The sequence below is a fragment of the Flavobacterium sangjuense genome (genome assembly GCF_004797125.1).
GTDB lineage: Bacteria > Bacteroidota > Bacteroidia > Flavobacteriales > Flavobacteriaceae > Flavobacterium > Flavobacterium sangjuense.
On sequence record NZ_CP038810.1, the window covers coordinates 61,802 to 81,380 of the forward strand.

10 protein-coding genes are annotated in these 19,579 nt (G+C 35.0%); 9 read left to right on the plus strand and 1 reads right to left on the minus strand.

Features of this window, described 5'->3' with window-relative positions; genetic code table 11:
• Nucleotides 1-7: 7 nt before the first annotated feature.
• Nucleotides 8-223 (plus strand): signal peptidase, encoded by a 216-nt coding sequence (locus GS03_RS00275; RefSeq protein ID WP_136150585.1) that lies wholly within the window; start codon nucleotides 8-10, stop codon nucleotides 221-223.
• Nucleotides 224-308: 85 nt separating this feature from the next.
• On the opposite strand, the gene GS03_RS00280 is transcribed toward GS03_RS00275, so the two are convergent.
• Complete coding sequence (locus GS03_RS00280) at nucleotides 309-7,322, minus strand: T9SS sorting signal type C domain-containing protein (protein WP_136150586.1); 7,014 nt, start codon at nucleotides 7,320-7,322, stop codon at nucleotides 309-311.
• Between the two features lie 452 nt (nucleotides 7,323-7,774).
• On the opposite strand from GS03_RS00280, the gene GS03_RS00285 reads away from it, so the two are divergent.
• From GS03_RS00285 to GS03_RS00320, 8 genes are all read left to right on the plus strand, one after another.
• Nucleotides 7,775-12,724, plus strand: a complete 4,950-nt coding sequence (locus GS03_RS00285; RefSeq protein ID WP_136150587.1) for a PAS domain S-box protein — start codon at nucleotides 7,775-7,777, stop codon at nucleotides 12,722-12,724.
• Nucleotides 12,725-12,727: 3 nt separating this feature from the next.
• On the plus strand, nucleotides 12,728-13,150 hold the full coding sequence (locus GS03_RS00290; protein ID WP_136150588.1) for a response regulator: 423 nt from the start codon (nucleotides 12,728-12,730) through the stop codon (nucleotides 13,148-13,150).
• Between the two features lie 11 nt (nucleotides 13,151-13,161).
• A complete protein-coding gene (locus GS03_RS00295) occupies nucleotides 13,162-14,190 on the plus strand; it encodes a PAS domain S-box protein (RefSeq protein WP_136150589.1) in 1,029 nt (342 codons plus the stop codon).
• 6 nt (nucleotides 14,191-14,196) lie between these two features.
• The gene (locus GS03_RS00300; RefSeq protein ID WP_136150590.1) at nucleotides 14,197-14,610 is read left to right on the plus strand and encodes a response regulator; all 414 of its coding nucleotides are present in this window, start codon (nucleotides 14,197-14,199) and stop codon (nucleotides 14,608-14,610) included.
• A 31-nt stretch (nucleotides 14,611-14,641) separates the two neighbouring features.
• Nucleotides 14,642-17,344, plus strand: a complete 2,703-nt coding sequence (locus GS03_RS00305; protein WP_136150591.1) for a PAS domain-containing protein — start codon at nucleotides 14,642-14,644, stop codon at nucleotides 17,342-17,344.
• Entirely contained in the window at nucleotides 17,331-17,648 is a 318-nt protein-coding gene (locus GS03_RS00310) for an Hpt domain-containing protein (RefSeq protein ID WP_136150592.1), read from the plus strand. Before GS03_RS00305 ends, GS03_RS00310 begins: the two co-directional genes overlap by 14 nt.
• A gap of 10 nt (nucleotides 17,649-17,658) precedes the next feature.
• Complete coding sequence (locus GS03_RS00315) at nucleotides 17,659-18,375, plus strand: LytR/AlgR family response regulator transcription factor (protein ID WP_136150593.1); 717 nt, start codon at nucleotides 17,659-17,661, stop codon at nucleotides 18,373-18,375.
• Nucleotides 18,376-18,641: 266 nt separating this feature from the next.
• Nucleotides 18,642-19,469 (plus strand): T9SS sorting signal type C domain-containing protein, encoded by an 828-nt coding sequence (locus GS03_RS00320; RefSeq protein ID WP_136150594.1) that lies wholly within the window; start codon nucleotides 18,642-18,644, stop codon nucleotides 19,467-19,469.
• The last annotated feature ends 110 nt before the right edge of the window (nucleotides 19,470-19,579 follow it).

Sequence of the window (19,579 nt, forward strand, 5' to 3'; positions counted from 1 at the left end):
AATGTCTATGAAAAAGCTTTTGAAATTATATTTATTGTCGTTTATCTTATTGTCTGATTTTGTCGCTTTTGCACAACCTGGTGATGATGATGGTGGCGGTGGCGGTGGACTTGAAGGTGGTGACCCACAACCAGCACCTATAAATGGAAAATTAATACTATTAGCAATTGCTGGTGTTTTATTTGTAATTTACACCTTCAGAAAAAACAAAAGGATAGTTTAAATATTTAAATATATTTCCTTTCCAAAATAAAAAATCCATCACTTTATGTGATGGATTTTTTATTTTAACTATATTTCTAATTCAATTATCTAATTACTTTTTTAGTAACAGTTATTCCTTCTTCTGAGGTAATTTGAACCAACAAAACTTGATTTGTTAAACCATTACCAATTGTAGTTTGACTAGCGTTAATGTCTTTTCTCTCTTCTAACAATCTACCTCTGATATCAAATACTTTGATAGAACTCATAATAGTATTACCTGAATTAACTACGAACTCATTATTTTGGCTGTAAATAATTACATTATTAGTTGTAAATACTGGGTTTCGAATTCCTAATTGCGTAGTGTATACAATTTCAAAACGGTCAGAAAACGTTCCTGCTGTTGATGCAAAACTATATGCGCCCGTATTCAAATTGTGAATGACAGCCGTCAAATTGTCTTTCAGATAAATTGATTGTGCTCCTCCTGTAAATATTCCGTCTAAATGGTCAATAGCTATCGTATAGTCACCTGCATTTGCAACTTTAAAATTTAAAGGCACAATATCATTAATATCAAATGGCAATGCTCTTCCCTGAATTGCATAGCGAGTAGTCCCTATTAATGAAGTTAAAGCAATATCCCCATCATTAATATACCTTCCATCAATTCCGGAATCAACATCCTGAGTGGCATTGGTACAATAACCAACCAAAGTTTGAGAAAATGATCCTGTGGCATTAGTCGCGTTCAACCAAATTCTGTTTCTTTCAATGGTATCCGTATCATTTGTATTTTTAAAAAACTGATTGTCATGATTATTAACACGCATGGAGTTATTAAAATTAAGCGCCGTTCCATTTCCTGATCCTTCAACAAAGAATCCTTGACCAGTTTGAATAACACCATTCAAATCAGTAACCTCTGCTTCTCCATTATCAGTAAAACCCAATGAATTCCATGAGCAATAACTTGGACTAGAAGCATTATTGGTTTTTCTCCAAAAATAGAGTGTTCCGGTTATGTTAGTGCTATTAGCAGCAACAAAATTAGTTGCATTCAAAGGTGAAGGATAAGGGTTTCCAACCAGATTGAATCGGTTTCCGACTCCACCATCAACCATAGTCAAACTATAATTGCCATTATTAGGAACTCCTGTAAAACGACCTTCCCAAATGGCTGCATTGGTGGTTGGATGATTGTTGGGTATTCTGATTAAATAACCTTTGGCCGTAGCAAAAGTAGTAACTGCAGGGTTTACAACCGTATACAGATTGGTATTGCTAGTGGTAGCTGGAGCTACTATGGCTTCATAAGTGGTATAGGTATAAAACCGATTAGTCAAAGTTAAGGGTGAAAAATTCAAAAGTGTCTGACTACCGCTAACCGGACTCGACCATAAAGTATAATCCAAGCGTTTCAATAATGAACTATTGCGTTTCATAACTATGTCACCGGTATTCGGATTAGTAGTTCCTCCTTGAATCAAGTTGGCATTATTATTAAATGTGACTAAACTTCCTGCTGCTACTGTCATTGCCCCATTCAGATTTACTGTATCTCCAGAAGAAATGATTACAGTTGCATTATTAGTAACCGTTAAGGAGCAAGCAGTAATTCCTGCACCTCCCGAAGTGAAAGCCGTGGCTATAACTGCTGTAGTTGTTGCAGTAGGCGTTCCATTATCCCAGGCCGGAGTTGTTGCCGGAGCTGTAATAGTCCACGTTGTTGTAGCAATAGTAACAGTAGTTGCGCCGGAATAGACTTCATTACACGCACCATTTTGTACAACCGCTCTAAATTGAGTAGTTGCGGTTAATGGATTTGATGTAAAAGTTGTCGCAGTATTAGTGATGGGTGTCCAGGAAGTAAAAGGACTTACCGAAGATTCCCAACGGGTGATTGTTCCGGTATGTCCTGACAAACTCAATACTCCGCTTGTCGAACCCGGACAAATGGAAGTTCCTCCTGTTACATTGCCTCCCACAGTAGTAGGAAACACCAAAACATTGGCATTATCTGTTATAGTAATTCCGTTGCTATCTTTTACAGTAACTGTATAGTTGATTGTTCCGGCTGATGAAGTTGGAGGAGAAACTATAGCCTGAGTTCCCAATCCACCACTCCACAAATAAGTGTAAGGGGCATCTCCTCCGGTTGGTGTAGCTGTAAGTGTAACGGTGTCGTTCAAACAAAATGAACCATAGCCCGAAATCAAAACACTATAAGTTCCGCCTTTAATACCTGTAAATGCCGAAATTTGTCCTGCTGTTAATGAAGCTCCGGTTGTAGTAAAGCTGTTGCTGTCTAAAGCCGTGTATTTTATCCAGGGATTAGTAGCCTGATTGAAAGTTCCGTTTAACTGACCTCCGCTAATATCTCCTTCTGTTCCTGATATATCAGCTGCCACATAATTTGCGGTTACAGTAGCTACAGCTCCGGTTATTCCCGATTGTTTTACTTTCCAGTAACGTGTTATATTGTTGGTAGTACTGGAGTTATCAGGGTGAATAGCATCTATGACTGAAATTCCGATATAGGCGCTTGAAAAGGTTCCGGCTGTTACATTTACAGTAATAGGGGAATAATCGATAGTGTCTGTCATATCCCCTATTGGGAAAGTATATGAACCTGTTCCCGTATATGTTCTGCGTAACTCTCCTGTTCCGCTTGCAAAAATCATATTGGTGGTCGAAAAACTTCCCGAAACGGCGGATGCTCCCAAAAGTAAATTATAATTTCCAATATCTAAAATACCAGAAGTAAGGGTTAAGGTTCCATTTATGGTAGCATTTGTTGCTAAAGACACACCGCCTTCAGTATTATTAATTGTTAAATTATTGAATACTGGTGCAGCATTACCGGCAATAGTTTGGTGCTCACTCCCGATCATAACTATAGTTTTGCCTGTAAAATCTACAGATTGATTCAATGTTAAATTATCAGTAATATTTAAAGAACTTGGAAAAACAGCCCCTGTTCCATTAATAATTAAATTATGATAGGCTTGTAAACCAAAATTAGGATTAACAATTGTCTGACTAGTTCCCGAATAGATTACAGTATTTTCAATTGCTCCTGAACTAAAGCTTCCACTTAATGTAAATGTCCCACCTATTTGCATAACATTATCAGTTAATGGCCGTAAAGTAGCCCCTGAATTAATGGTGATATTATTGAAATTAGTGGAACCCGCCATAGTTGCATCAGCATTGGTAAAAATAACATTACTTGTCCCTGTTCCCGGATTGTAGGTTCCGTTGTTAATCCAGGCTCCAGCTCCATTGTTAACGGTAAACTGAGAATTGGCAGGAGCATTTAAAATCCCTCCTGCATCAATATTTAAAGACCCTAATAATACTAATGGATTTAATGTCGGATCATTTGGAGTCGTTGCTGCATCCGGAATATATACTACGGTAAGGTCAGATGGTGTGGCATTAGGTGTCCAGTTCGCAGCTGTAGTCCAGGAATCACTCACAGAACCATTCCACGTAAGTGAACCTGCAGCCGATTCATCTAATGTTAACAAAACCTGACCAAAGGTACCTGTGAAATAAAGTCCAACATTTACATTAGTCAATTCTACCCAGTTTTCGGTTGTATTATAATTTGATCTTCCTTGTTCTATAGTTGTAGTTGATGGCACTATATAAGCCCAGTCCACCAATTTGTTTTCGGCATTACTGTTCAATTCCGAATCTAAATAATGGGCTTTAATTACTGCTTTTGTCCCTGAAGCTCCTGTTTGAATAAAATCATAGGTTCTGCTTATGGCTCCTGTTCTCCAGTTTGGTGTAGTACCAATAGCAATTTTCAAACTCATGGATGTTGGTAAGGTTCCAATGTTAGGAAATATGATCGAAGTATAAGTGTTTCCGAATGTATAAAGTGTATTGGAAGTGATGCTGTTTCGGGTTACAATACCGGTCACATCTCCAATTCCTGTATTGGTAGCAACTCCGCCCATGGTTAATGTATAACTTCCCATAGTCAAACTTCCAACGGTTGAAGAAGGATTGGACGTAGGCAGATTCAGCACTTCATTAACTGTAATATTCCCAGCGGCCGAAGCACCTCCGGTAGATGATGACGTTAAATTTTGATAAGTTCCCGCCACTATTGTTTGGGCAGAAGAAGTAGCATTGTAATTTATGGTGCCTCCTGTTCCACTCCATGTTTTCCCTGATGGAATTGGTAACGAGCTTATATTTTGTGTAGCTATTGTTCCATTATTCGTAATAGTGGTTAAAGTCCCTGTTAAAGCATTGGTTCCCATATTAAGCGTTTGCCCCAAAGCTGTTGTCAAAGTTCCATTGACTACAACGGGATTCAAAATCGTAACAGTATTAGAAGCTATAGTATTAATACTTAAATTATTTAATAAATTGGTAGTTCCCAAAGTTGTTTGGTCAAAACTCAAAGATGGACTAACCGCTCCACTTATAGTTAAATTACTGGAAGCACTCCCTTTTAATCCCCCTGAAGTAGTATTGGTTATCGCTCCGTTAAGGGTTAATATATTACCATTGATATCAACTTTACCTCCGTTAATTGTTAAATCACTACTAACAGTTGTTGCTCCGGATAAAGTAGTATTTCCTAAAACTATAAAGTTCTCAGCTGTCCCGTTAAAAGATGCATAATTGGTTGAAGGATTGGCTACCATAACGATATCATCCAATCCAAATTCGTCAAAATCAGTACTGCCTGAAACAGCCGAACCTGTCCATCTGAAATAGTAATAATTGTTATTGGCTATGCTCAAACTGGTTAGAGTCACTACACGATAATAAGATTTCCAAGTGGGTGAGGCATCAGCTGTTGTCGGCGATGTTACATTTAGCCCAGATATTGAAGTATAGGTGGAATTGTCGGCCGAATGACTAAAATTAAAACTACTCGATGCCGCCTGATCATTGTAGATATATATTTTATAGCCGATACTTACCGAAGTTACCGGAGCTCCTGTTTGATTCTGAAAACGCAACGTAACAGAACCCGGGACAAAATCACTAGTGGCTGGTTTAATTCCTAAGGAGTAATTATTAGTAGAGGTATCAAAAGCATAAACACCCCCAACGCTAACAGCACCGGAAGCCGTTCCTCTGTCATAATCCTGACTGTCTGTACTGGTTCCTCCAAAAGAAATAGCGCCATCACTAAATCCGGTAATAGCCCAAGCATTAGAATTTAATTCCCCGCCAGTTAGTGTAGGTGACATTCCTGCCGCCTGATAAGTTCCTTCATTTACACCATCGACTGTTGTGTCAAAAGTGATAGAATTAACCGTATTGGTATTATAAATCTGCCAACCAACAGGAGCATTTAGTGTAGTTCTGTTTCCAGTTGCCGGACTTGTAGTTAAATAACTTTCAGTTCCGCCACTACCATTGTAATCATATACGGCTACATAATAATTTGTATTGGGCTGCAATCCTGTTATGCTTACCGTATTGCTGCTTCCTGAATAAATCACAAAATTGCCGGTACCAATTTCAGAACCTGCTCCAAAGGAATTAATAGACGCATAAGTTACTCCATCAACCGGGCTTGAATTAACTGCGCTGCCACTTCTGATTAAAACAATGTGATTGGCTCCGTTACCATTGGTCCAATTTACTGTAAATGTAGTTGACGTAACAGTTGTGAAATTCACCGATGTAGCTTGTGTACTTGGCTTTGCCGCAATAACAGTCGCAGAAACTCCGATTGTTTTGGTTGAGCCTCCCGTTGTTGTATGATCTATGGTTGTTGTATATAAACCGGAAGGAGCCGTTGATTTGACACGGGCATAAACTGTTACCGGTTGGCCCACAAGAACATTTCCGGTTCGGGTAAGTGTGATCGCTGCTGAATAAGTCGTTCCATTAGGTGAAACTTCAAAATTGGTCGGAGCAGTAACAATTACATCCGCAGTTAAATTATTGCCGCTTACCGTATAGGTTTGTGCTGAAGAAACAGTACCGGTTACTGTTGTCATATTTGTTAAACTACTGGTAGAAAGGCTTATGTTTGGTACGCCTGCAGGGTCAATAGTAAATGTTTGTCCATTAGAAACGGCAGCCCCATTTGCTACCGTAATAGCAGCCGATCCTGATGAGGTAATATCAGTTGACAATATAGCAGCTGTCAATTGTGTTGCCGACACGAATGTTGTAGCTCGGGTGCTGCCATTCCATTTAACAGTGCTGGTTCCATTTACAAAACCGGTTCCGTTAACTGTAAGTGTAAAAGCTCCGGCTCCTGCTACTTTAGAGGGTGGGGATATCGACGTAATTGTTGGTACAGCTACAGTTACTTTAACATTGTCAAAGGAAGCTGTTTGGTTATTTTTGGTACTTGAATTCCAGAAAGCTCCCATAATAGGCAAAACAGTTCCTGTATAGGTACTGTTGGTTGCGGTTCCCTGTGAAGTTAAACTTCCTGTATTAGGATCCAAAAATGTTGTCCCATCACTTCTCACAAACAATTGCCATGTATTTGTACTAGGTGTATAAGTTACTTTAACACTCAGATAGGCGTTACCAAAATCGGTTAATCCTGTGGTGTTTGAAGCTAAAATTTGTGTTGTTGATTGCAATCCTGCTGAATAACTAACCAATTTCAATGGGTCAGTTTTTCCGGAGTTTCCCAAAATTACAGCGTAACCTGTTCCTGAAGAATTAGTAGTTCCCGAAGTTCCGGCTAAGATAAAAGCATTTCCATAATTTCCTGAAGCAAAACCACTCGGATTGGGTTGTTGCTGACGCATGTTAAATGTCCAGGTAACTATTCCCGGATTTGCATTCAAGGTTGTGCTGTATGGAACCGCAAATGAACCTGTAGCAGTAGAGGAAAGTACCCATCCATTACTGTTGGCTGAAGCAGTTGCGTCATTTGATAGCGACATGATTCCCGAATTAATCCGAACACCATAATCAACTCCGCTGCTGGTTAGATTCCAATTGGCACTGGAGCCTACAGCACCCGTTGATGTAGTATAAGAAGCTCCTGCGGAAATAGTAAAAGTATCGCTAAAAACGGTGGCTTGTCCATAACCTAAAAAGCAAAATCCAAAACAGATTATTGCAAATGAGATTCTGGTTGAAGTAATGTGTAATAATTTTTTCATAACTGAGACGTTAAGATTAGAGTTTTGATTTATTGACAGTAAGTATTATCTATTAAAATGTAATTAGTACTAGTGAGTAGTATCTGCTCTGTTTTTAAGGATTACCGTATGCAAACTTAACGGCAATTCAAAGCAAAATTTTAAAATTTAGACGAAAGGCTACTTTACTTTCGTTGAATGGCATTTTACCTTAGGTGAATGGAAAAATATCCCGATTAAATGCTGAAACAAGTCTGCATTTACGTTTCATCAACTCTATAACAAATAAAAAAGGTAACTCACAAGAGATGAGTAAATAAGTAAAATTTTAAATATTGCAAGTCGCTTTTTTAACATTACAACATTAAACAAATACAAAAAAAATGTTAACTTTGAAAAACAAATGCCACTAAGAATATTAAATAGACAACTTATCTTTTTAAAAAAGACGATGTGTTATATCGCGTAAAAATATGATTGGTAAAAAGGCATTATTTGAGTTCTTTAAAATATCACCCACACCTAGTTTAGTGCTGTGTCCTGATGCGCCTAAATTTACCATTGCTGATGTTAATGAAGCCTATCTTGAAGCTACCAGTTCAAAACGGGATGATTTAATTGGAAAAGGGATTTTTGAAGCCTTCCCTGACAATGACTCCGACCCAACAGCTGATGGCGTTAAAAATTTATCGCAATCGTTAGATACAGTCATTAAAACAAACAAAAAGCATAAAATGGCAATTCAAAAATATGATATCCCTATTCGTGGGACATCTGAATTTGAATTGAAGTATTGGGAGTCTGAAAACATTCCTTTGTTTGATGATGACAAACAATTAAAGTTCATAATTCATTGTGTAAGGGATGTTACCGAGAAAATAAAAACAAAAAAACTAGTTAAAGAATTTGAATATTTTTTTACCAACAGTAATGACTTTTCGGGAATTGCCAATACAGATGGCTATTTTGAAATTATTAACCCCAGCTTTAACAAGGTTTTAGGATACACTCAAAACGAATTAGCTACAAAACCATTTATTGATTTTGTGCACCCTGATGACATTGAATATACAATGGAGGCTTATGAACAGTTAAAATCAGGGGCAACGGTAATCCATTTTATAAATCGCTACCGCAAAAAATGTGGTGAATATATATGGTTGGACTGGAATGCTACGCCCAATCCGCTTACAGGAAAACTCTATTGTATTGCCCGGGATGTTACACAACAAAAAATAGCGGAACTTGAAATTTTAAAAGCCAATAACAGGTTTAGTTCCATATTTAATTTCAGCCCGGTTGCCATTGCCATTACTAGCATTCCTGATGGAAAATTTGTGCAGGTAAATGATGCTTTTTGCAAAATGACCGGTTACCAAAGAGACAACTTAATTGGAAAAAAATCCGTTGATGTAAAAATTATCGATTCGGAAGCAAGGGAAAAATTAATTGCACGCATCATGGATCCAAATAACCATGGGCAAGATATAGAAGGAACTCTTAGAAAACCTAACGGAGAAATATTAGATGTCCTTTACAGGGCTGAAAAAATCGAAATAGAAGGTCAATCTTGTTTTGTATCGGCTTTGATTGACATTACTGCGCGAAAAAAGACAGAAGAAGAACTGAATAAGTTAAATGAGGAACTGGAAAAAAGAGTAAAAGAACGAACAAATGAAGTCGTTAAAGTACTTAAGGAAAACAATAATATTCTTGAAAGTATTGGTGATGCATTTTTTGCTGTGGATACCAATTGGACAGTTACTTATTGGAATCGAATAGCGGAGAGAGACCTAAGCGTGCTAAAACAGGATATCCTTGGTAAAAATTTATGGGAAATATTTTCAGATAGTACCGATTCTGAATCTTACAGAAAATACCATGAGGCTCTTTCAACCAATCAAGTGATGCATTTTGAAGATTATTACCAAGCTTTAAGCAAGTGGTATGAAATAAGTGCCTATCCATCAGAAAATGGTTTAGCTGTTTACTTCAAGGATATTACAGAAAGTAAAAAGGCCAAAAAATTAATCGAAGAAAGCAATGAACGCTTTGAATATGTGACCAAAGCTACTTTTGATGCCATTTGGGATTGGAACCTTAAAGAAGATAAAATTTATTGGGGTGATGGTTTTGAAAAAATATTTGGTTATAAACCGTCCAAACTTGAAAATGAAAGTGCCTCCTGGACCCAAAACATACATCCGGAAGATATCAAAAAATTAACGGAGAACTATTATACTATCGTTAAAAGCAAAGAAACCAATTGGATAGAAGAATACAGGTACAAAAAAAGCAATGGGCAATATGCTTATGTAATCAATAAAGGAATTGTAATTCGGGATATTGACGGCAGGGTTATCAGAATCATCGGAGCCATGCAGGACATTACCAAGAAAAAAGAGGAAGAGTTGCGATTAAAGCTATTAGAATCTGTAATCACTAATACCAATGATTCAATTTTAATTACTGAAGCGGAACCTTTTGATGAACCAGGACCAAGAATTGTTTATGTAAATGAAGCCTTTACCAAAATGACCGGTTATGCTGCTGAAGAAGTCATTGGAAAAACACCAAGAATATTGCAAGGCCCTAAAACAGATAAAGATGAGCTAAAGAAATTAAGTGCTGCTATACGCCAATGGCAACCTTATGAAGTAACCTTATTAAATTATAAAAAAAACGGGGAAGAATTCTGGATACACCTATCTATAAATCCGGTTTCCGATGCTACGGGATGGTTTACCCACTGGGTTGCTATTGAACGAGATGTAACACAAGAAAAAAGAGAAGAGGAAAGACTGAAATTATTAGAATCGGTAATTACCAACACCAACGATGCCATAGTAATAAAAGAAGCACACCCTTCGGACGAATCAGGTCGAAAAATTGTTTATGTCAATGAGTCATTTACCCGCATGAGTGGTTATGCTCCTGATGAAATTATTGGTAAAACACACAAATTATTACATGGGGCAAATACTGATGCTAAAGAGCTTGCCCGTTTTTACAAATCATTGGATGAATGGAAACCCTGCGAAATCACAATCATTAATTACACCAAAGACGGAAAAGAATATTGGGCAAACCTATCTTTGAACCCGGTTACTAATGACAAAGGTGAATACACGCATTGGATTTCAATAGAACGCGATGTAACCGAGAAAAAGATAGTTGAAGAAGAGTTACTGAAACGATTAAAAGAAATTTCCGATTATAAATATGCCCTCGATGAATCTTCCATTGTAGCTATTACCAATCAAAAGGGTATTATAACCCACGTGAATGATAATTTTTGCAAAATTTCCAAATATTCCCGTGAAGAACTGTTAGGACAGGATCATCGTATCATTAACTCCAACTATCATCCCAAGGAATTTATCAAAGAACTCTGGACAACCATTGCTAAGGGTAAAGTTTGGAAAGGCGAATTAAAAAACAAAGCTAAAGACGGGACAGCCTATTGGGTTGACACCACCATTGTTCCTTTTTTGAATGAAAATGGAAAACCATATCAATATGTAGCCATACGCTCTGATATAACCGAAAGAAAGGTTGGTGAAGAAGAATTATTCAAACGATTAAAAGAAATATCCGATTATAAATATGCCCTCGATGAATCTTCCATTGTAGCTATTACCGATCAAAAGGGAATTATAACCCACGTAAATGATAATTTTTGCAAAATTTCCAAATATTCCCGCGAAGAATTATTAGGTCAGGATCACCGTATTATTAACTCCAGTTATCATCCAAAAGAATTTATCAAACAACTATGGACCACTATTGCTAATGGCAAAGTATGGAAAGGTGAGTTAAAAAATAAAGCCAAAGATGGTACACCTTATTGGGTAGACACCACCATTGTTCCTTTTTTGAATGAAAATGGAAAACCATATCAATATGTAGCCATACGCTCTGATATAACCGAAAGAAAGGTTGGTGAAGAAGAATTATTCAAACGATTAAAAGAAATATCCGATTATAAATATGCCCTCGATGAATCTTCCATTGTAGCTATTACCAATCAAAAGGGAATTATAACCCATGTAAATGATAATTTTTGCAAAATTTCCAAATATTCCCGCGAAGAATTATTAGGTCAGGATCACCGTATTATTAACTCCAGTTATCATCCAAAAGAATTTATCAAACAACTATGGACCACTATTGCTAATGGCAAAGTATGGAAAGGTGAGTTAAAAAATAAAGCCAAAGATGGTACACCTTATTGGGTAGACACCACCATTGTTCCTTTTTTGAATGAAAATGGGAAACCATATCAATATGTAGCCATACGCTCTGATATAACCGAAAGAAAAAATCAGGATCTAAAAATAAAAGAAGCAACACAAACTTTATCTGATACCCTTGAAAGCATTCAGGACGGATTTTACACTCTGGATAAAGATTGGAATGTAAGCTACTGGAATAAAGAAGCCGAAAGATTATCAGGAAGAAGTAAAGAAGAGATGATTGGCAAAAACTTTTGGGATTTGTATGAGGGACGCATTTCTGAAAAAATTCATGATGCCTTTTACAAAGCCAAATTTCAAAATAAGCCTGTCCGCTTAGAAATATTTTCCAAAATATTAAATTATTGGTTTGAGTTAAATGCCTTTCCTTCGCAAATGGGATTGACTGTTTATTTCAAAAACATAACTGAAAGAAAGCATACAGAGTCTAAACTCAAAAAAATGAACCGATCATTGGAAAACCATGTCAAAGAATTGGCAATTTCCAATGAAGAGCTCGAGCAGTTTGCTTATGTAGCCTCGCACGATTTACAAGAACCTCTCAGAATGGTTACTAGCTTTTTGACTCAAATTGAAAAGAAATACGAAAATGTACTTGACGAAAAAGGTAAAAAATACATCTTTTTTGCCGTTGACGGAGCCAAACGAATGCGTCAAATTATATTGGATTTATTAGAGTTTTCAAGAATTGGCAAAAATGAAACCAAACTTGAAGAAGTAGATTTAAACACCATTATTGAGGAAATCAAATTGCTGTATAAAAAGCAGATAGAAGAAAAAAATGCTGAGATAAATTATACAAAACTTCCTGTAATAAAAACACATGCCGCTCCTTTAAAGCAGGTCTTTCAAAATTTAGTAAGCAACAGTTTAAAATATTCCAAATCAAACCAAGCGCCCATCATTACCATCTCGTGTCAAGAAAGTGCTTCTTCATGGAAATTTGAAATTAAAGACAATGGCATTGGAATCAATCAGGAGTATTTTGAGAAAATATTTATTATTTTTCAGCGTTTGCACAGTAAAGAAGAATATTCGGGAACCGGCATGGGGTTAGCCATCACGAAAAAAATTATAGAAAACTTAAAAGGCCAGATTTGGTTAGAATCTAAAGCGAAAGAAGGAACTACCTTTTATTTTACCATTCCAAAAAAAATAAATATTTAAGTCATGAAAGCAATTCACATTTTATTGGTTGAGGATAACGAAGGGGATATTCTTTTAACCACCGAGGCTTTAGAAGAAGGCAAAATAATTAATAAAGTAAGTGTCGTCAAAGATGGCAAACAGGCTATCGACTTCTTAAACAAAAAAGAGCCTTTTGAAAATGCGGACTTGCCCAATTTAATTTTGCTTGACATTAATTTGCCCAAGAAAAATGGTCATGAAGTATTGCAATATATTAAAGACAGTAAACATTTGAGATATATTCCCATAATCATGCTTACCACTTCTTCTTCGGAAAATGATATTATTAAAGCCTATAACCATTACGCCAATTGCTTCATTACTAAACCGGTTGATGTAAATGAATTCATGTTGGCTGTGGCTAAAATTGAGAATTTTTGGATTAACATCGTACAACTCCCTTAAATCTTATTAAAATGAAATTCATTAAAGACGATAAACCATACCAAATTGTAGTCATAGAAGACAATCCGGGAGATTATGTTCTGATTGAAGACTATTTACAAGAACATTTTGTAGCTCAGACGATTTCTTGGGCGAAAAATTTTAAAGAGGCAAAATCCATCCTAACTGATCCTTCATTCCATTGTGACCTGTTACTGTTAGACCTTTCTTTACCGGATAAAAACGGTGAAGAACTCATTAATGAAATGTCGTTACTCTGCCATGAGATTCCTTTAATCATTTTAACCGGGTATTCCGATTTCAATTTTAGTCTTAAATCCTTATCGCTTGGGGTTTCGGATTATTTGATAAAAGATGAATTAGATCCTCATTCATTGTATAAAAGTATTATTTACAATATTGAAAGAAAAAAAACATTATTACAACTAGAAACATCCGAAAGACGCTATAGCGATTTGTTTCACTTAAGCCCTCTGCCAATGTGGGTTTACGATATTGATACTTTAAGATTTTTAGATGTAAATTTGGCAGCAGAAAAGCATTACGGTTATTCTTTACAGGAATTTTTAGGAATGACTATCAAAGACATAAGACCGGCTGAAGACATACCGGAATTGATAAAGAGAATCGACTTACTAAATGCTAAACCGGGTGCTTATTCAATTGGGAATTTCAGGCATCAGAAAAAAAACGGTGAAATCATCAATGTTGAAATTCAAAGTAATGTCATTCCGTTTCAGAATACTACTGGTAGACTTATATTAGCTAACGATATTACTGAACGGGTAACTTATGTTGAAGCCATTGAAAAGCAAAATGAAAAATTAAAAGAAATTGCCTGGATTCAATCGCATGTTGTACGTGCCCCTTTAGCGAGAATGATGAGTCTGATTGATATTATTAAAAATTATGGTATCGATGATCATGATGGCGAAAGTCTTTTAGATAATTTATTGAAATCTGCCGAAGAACTTGATAGTATTATAAAAGATATTACCCAAAAAACGGAAGGAATACAACTGGATAAAAATAAGCCCTAAAATACAATGCTAAAAACCTTAAAAATACTTTTCATCGAAGACGACACTATTGAAGTTATGAAATTCAACAGAGTAGTTTCTGCTTTAGGACTAACTCATCAAATCATTGAATCTAACAACGGTGAAAAAGCATTAGCTTATTTAGAAAGCAAAAAAGACCTTCCTGATATTATTCTTTTGGATTTAAATATGCCAAAACTTAACGGAATAGAATTCTTAACCATTTTAAAAAATGATTCTTTACTGAGGTATATACCGATTATTGTATTAACTACTTCCAGCAATTTTAAAGATGTAAAAGAATGCTATAAAATTGGCATTGCCGGATATATCCTAAAACCATTAAAATATGAAGATTATGCTTCTAAAGTTCAAAAAATACTGGATTATTGGAGCTGTAATGAATTGATTTCTGAATAAATTAAACGTCTTTTGAAAGTATTGAAATCTTATGACTGATTTACAATTTGTTTTTACAGATACCAGTTTAAATACTATTTTTCCCTTTTACATCCTAATTGATGAAAATCTGACAATTAAGAGTTTTGGAAACAGTATTGCTAAGATGATGCCTGATTTGGAAGAAGACAAACTCTTTACAGATTATTTTACAGTCATAAGACCATTTAAAGAAAATGTAAATCCTAAGAACTTTAAAACATTACTCCATAAATCAATCATATTTACCTTTAAAGGATTTAATTCATTAACATTAAAAGGCCAATTCGAACGACAGAACAGCAGTTTTCTTTTTCTGGGCTCCCCATGGTTTATGTCTTTGGAAGAAGTAAGCCAAAAAAAATTAGAACCCTCTGATTTTGCCTTTCATGATTCTTTACTGGATATACTTCATGTTCTTAAAAATCAAGAAAAAAACAACAATGAATTAAAACGCTTAATCAAGACTATTGATGAACAAAGTAAGCAACTTAAAATTGACAAAGAAGAACTAAACAGACTTTCACTTGTTGCCAGTGCCAATAAAAACGGGGTGGTTTTTACCCAACCACAGGGAGAGATTTTTTGGTGCAATGAAGCCTTTGCGAATCTAACCGGATATTCTCAGAATGAAATTATAGGAAAGTCAATTATAGAGGTTGGCCGAGGTAAATTATCCAACAAAAAAGAAATTTACAAAATGGTCGAAGCGTTTTATAAAGGAAACGCTTTTGATGTTGAATATGTTTACGTAAAAAAACAAGGAGGAACATTCCGGTCCAAAATAACAGGTCAGCCTATTTTAGATTCAAAAGGTTTTGTGTCGCAATATTTTGCCATTATTGAAGACATTACCATTGAAAAAGAACGTGAAGAACAGTTAGTACTGCTGTCTTCTATTGCTGAAAAAAACAGCAATCCGGTATTTATATCAGACAAAGATGGAAAAATTGAATGGGTGAATTCCAGTTTTCTAGAATTGACCGAGTACAATTTGGAAGAAATAATAGGAGAAAGACCTGATACCTTATTACACGGACCTGAAACTAATTTGAAAACAGTTAATTATCTCAACGAGCAAATCAAAAACGGGCTACCATTTAATTGTGAAATTATAAACTATACCAAGTTCAAACAAGAATATTGGGTACGTATTCAAGGACAAGCCCTGCATGACGAATATGGGAAAATTAAAAAGTATTTTACAATACAGGAAGATATTTCTTTAGAAAAAGAATTTAGCCAACAGTTGATAGAATCACAAAACAGATTAAATTCATTGATTGCCAACCTGCAATCCGGAATTTTGTTTGAGGATGAAAACAAAAAAATACTTTTAGCCAATTCTAAATTCTGTTCGTTATTTAAAATTGAAGCTGATCCCGATTTATTAAAAGGCTTTGATAGTGAATTGATTGCTGTTGGAATTAAAGATTTTTTTAAAGACCCAAATCAATTTAAAGATAGGCTAACCGAAATTTTAAACCAAAAAGAAATTGTCATCGCCGAAACCATCGAACTGGCTGATGGCAGGGTTTTAGAGCGCAGTTTTATCCCAATATACAAAGGGGAAAAATTAGATGGCAATCTGTGGAGTTATGAGGATGTTACCATTAAGAAAAAATATAGAGAAAGCCTTGAAGCCGAAAGAGAAAAATACAGTAATATTATTGCTAACATGAATATGGGTTTATTAGAGGTTGACAATAATGATATTATTAAATTGGCAAATCAATCCTTCTTAGAGATGAGCGGATTTAAAATGGAAGAATTAATTGGCCATAAAACTTCTGAATTATTTGTAGACCCTCAAAATAAATTACTTCTCAGAGACAAAATAAAAGACAGAACAATTGGTTTATCCAATTCATACGAAATTATTATAAACACCAAGGAAGGAAAAGAAAAATACTGGTTAATCAGTGGAGCACCAAATTATAATGTAAACGGTGAAGTAATAGGTTCAATAGGTATCCATTTGGATATAACCGAACAAAAGAAATTGGAACTTCAAAAAGAACAACTTTTAAAAAGGTTAGAAATAAAAAACGAGCGCCTTAATGAATACGCTCACATGGTATCTCACGATTTAAAATCACCTTTACGAAGTATTCACTCTTTAATTACATGGATAAAAGATGATAACAAAGACCTCTTTAACGAAACAACCGTGCAGTATTTTGAATTGATAGAGGATAAAGTAGAAAAAATGGATAATTTAATTCAAGGGATTTTAACCTATTCTAAAGTAGATTCAAGCAAAGAACTTACTGAAAAAATAGACTTAAATGAAATAATCACTAATATAATCCAAATCATTCACATCCCGGAAAATGTAACTGTAACGATAAAAAAAGAACTGCCAATACTCGAAACTGACAGATTCAGAATGCAACAATTATTTCAAAACATAATAAGCAATGCGGTTAACTATATTGATAAAAAAGAAGGTTTTGTTGAAATAGATTATGAAGAAATTGGCAATGATTTTGTATTTTCAATTAAAGATAACGGGCAGGGAATTGATACTAAGTATCAAGTCAAAATTTTTGATTTATTTCAATCCTTTTCTGAAGAAGCAAAATCAACAGGTATAGGATTAACAATAGTAAAAAGAATTGTTGACAACTACAATGGCACTATTTGGCTGGAAAGTAGCTTAGGAATCGGAACCACATTTTTTATCAAATTACCTAAAGGTCATGGAAAAACCTAATATAGAATACATCAATAAACTTTCGAGAAATGAGGAGGTAATAAAACAAAAGTTTATAGCTGTACTCAAATTCGAATTACCCATAGAAGTTGATGCTTATTATGTCAGTTTGCATCTTAAAAAGTGGCCCCAAACTATGGAGTGCATCCATAAATTAAAACACAAGATAGCTATTCTTGGTCTTGAAAATAGTTATCATTTAGCAGATGAATATGAAAAGTCCGACCCAGGCAGTAGGAAAGATTTGCAACTAGCATTTGAAAAAACACTAACTTTAATGCTTCATTTTGTAAACGGCATTTAAATTAAAATTTATGAATTGTATTATTATTGATGACGAAATGATGGCAAGAGCTGTAATAGCTCAAATGATTTCTCTACACACTAGATTAAATATCTTAGAAGAATTTTCGAATGCCATTGAAGCAATCAAATACCTAAACAGAAATGATGTAGATGTCGTTTTTCTCGATGTACACATGCCCGATTTTACAGGTTTCGATTTTATTGATACAATAAAAGACCCTCCAAAAATTGTGTTGATTACTTCTGACAAGAATTTCGCTATCAACGCATTTGAATATGACTGCATAGTAGATTATTTGGTAAAGCCAATAACTGAGGACCGTTTTGAAAAAGCAATGCAAAAATTAAATTGGAGAGTTGATACTTCAAAAAATGGCAATACCATTGATGCTGATAAAACTTCAAATGACAAAACCAATGAATTTTATATTAACATTAGCAATCGCTTAATAAAAATTGACATTCCAACAATAACTGTTATTAAAGCCCTGGGAGATTATATAAATATAAAAACGGACACCAATTCCTATAAGGTGCATACCTCCTTAAAAAAAATTGAAGACAAATTACCCAAAGATTTATTTTTGAAAATACATCGCTCCTATTTAATCAATACAAAAAAAATTATTGATATTGAGGACAACAGTGTCTTAATTGGGAAAGATGTTATTCCTGTAAGTCGGGGAAATAAACCCGAACTAATGAAGAGACTTAATTTGTTATAGTCAAAAAAATTAAATTATAAATTCTTAAAAACGAGAGTAAACCATAAGCCATAAACTTAGCGTTTACTCTTTTTTTATGGTAATTATTGGCATTGAAATCAGATAAATTTGTTTTATATCGATTAAAAAAACCTTTTACCTCTTCAAAAATGCCATTCGGCTACAGAAAAGCAACACTCAGCTAAATTCAAAAAAAGACAATAGAAGTTTGCAATAGATTTGCCATATCAAAACCAAATAAGTACCAAAAACTAATTTGTATTATTATGAAAAACAATACTTCTATCCTATCGAAATCTGCCAATTATATTGGACTTTTCTTTCTTGTCGCAATTAGTACTTTTAAAATATATGCTTCTCCACTATCAATTACTAATGTCTCAGCCAATAAATCCAAATATTTTTTCGAAACTAATCGCGTTTGGATTAACGTAACCGGTGCACAAGGGGCCTTTTCACAAACCTTAATGGGTTATCGTACTGGCGCCACTGATGGCATTGATCATGGTTTAGACGGTGCCTATATGAATGATGGGGCTATCGCTCTGGCTTCTTTAATCGGTAATGTTCGCTATGCTATACAATTTAAAGGATTACCATTTACATCAGCCGATGTAGTACCGCTAAGTTTTAGTGCTAGTTATAGTGGCACGTACACCTTCGCTATTGATCATTTGGATGGCTTTTTTACTAATTCCAGCTTGGGCATATACATTCACGATACAGTAACAAACACATATAACAACTTAAAAACAAGTGGGTATACTTTTACTTCAGAAGCAGGGATGTATAATAGTCGTTTTGAACTAACCTACACTACAGGCTCCACAGCATTGGGAATAGGTCAAAATACATTTAATGCCGAAAATCTGAATTTATCACAAAATAATGATAATATAATTATCGACTCAGGAACAACTTTATTAAAAGACATTACCTTATATTCTATTAACGGAACCTTGTTATATCAAAATCACGATATTAATTCAAGTCAAACAACAATTAGTTCACTTATTTTAAGCCAACAACCTATAATTATAAAAGTTACCACAGAGGGTGGCATAACTGTTACCAAAAAGTGGCTCTATCTGTAAAGATAAATAAAGTCTGATTTCTTAGGGGGAATTAGAATATACTTTTCTTTTTAAGTATGCATGTTTTATTTGACACCTGAAACTGTCCCGAAGAATCGGGACAGTTTTTT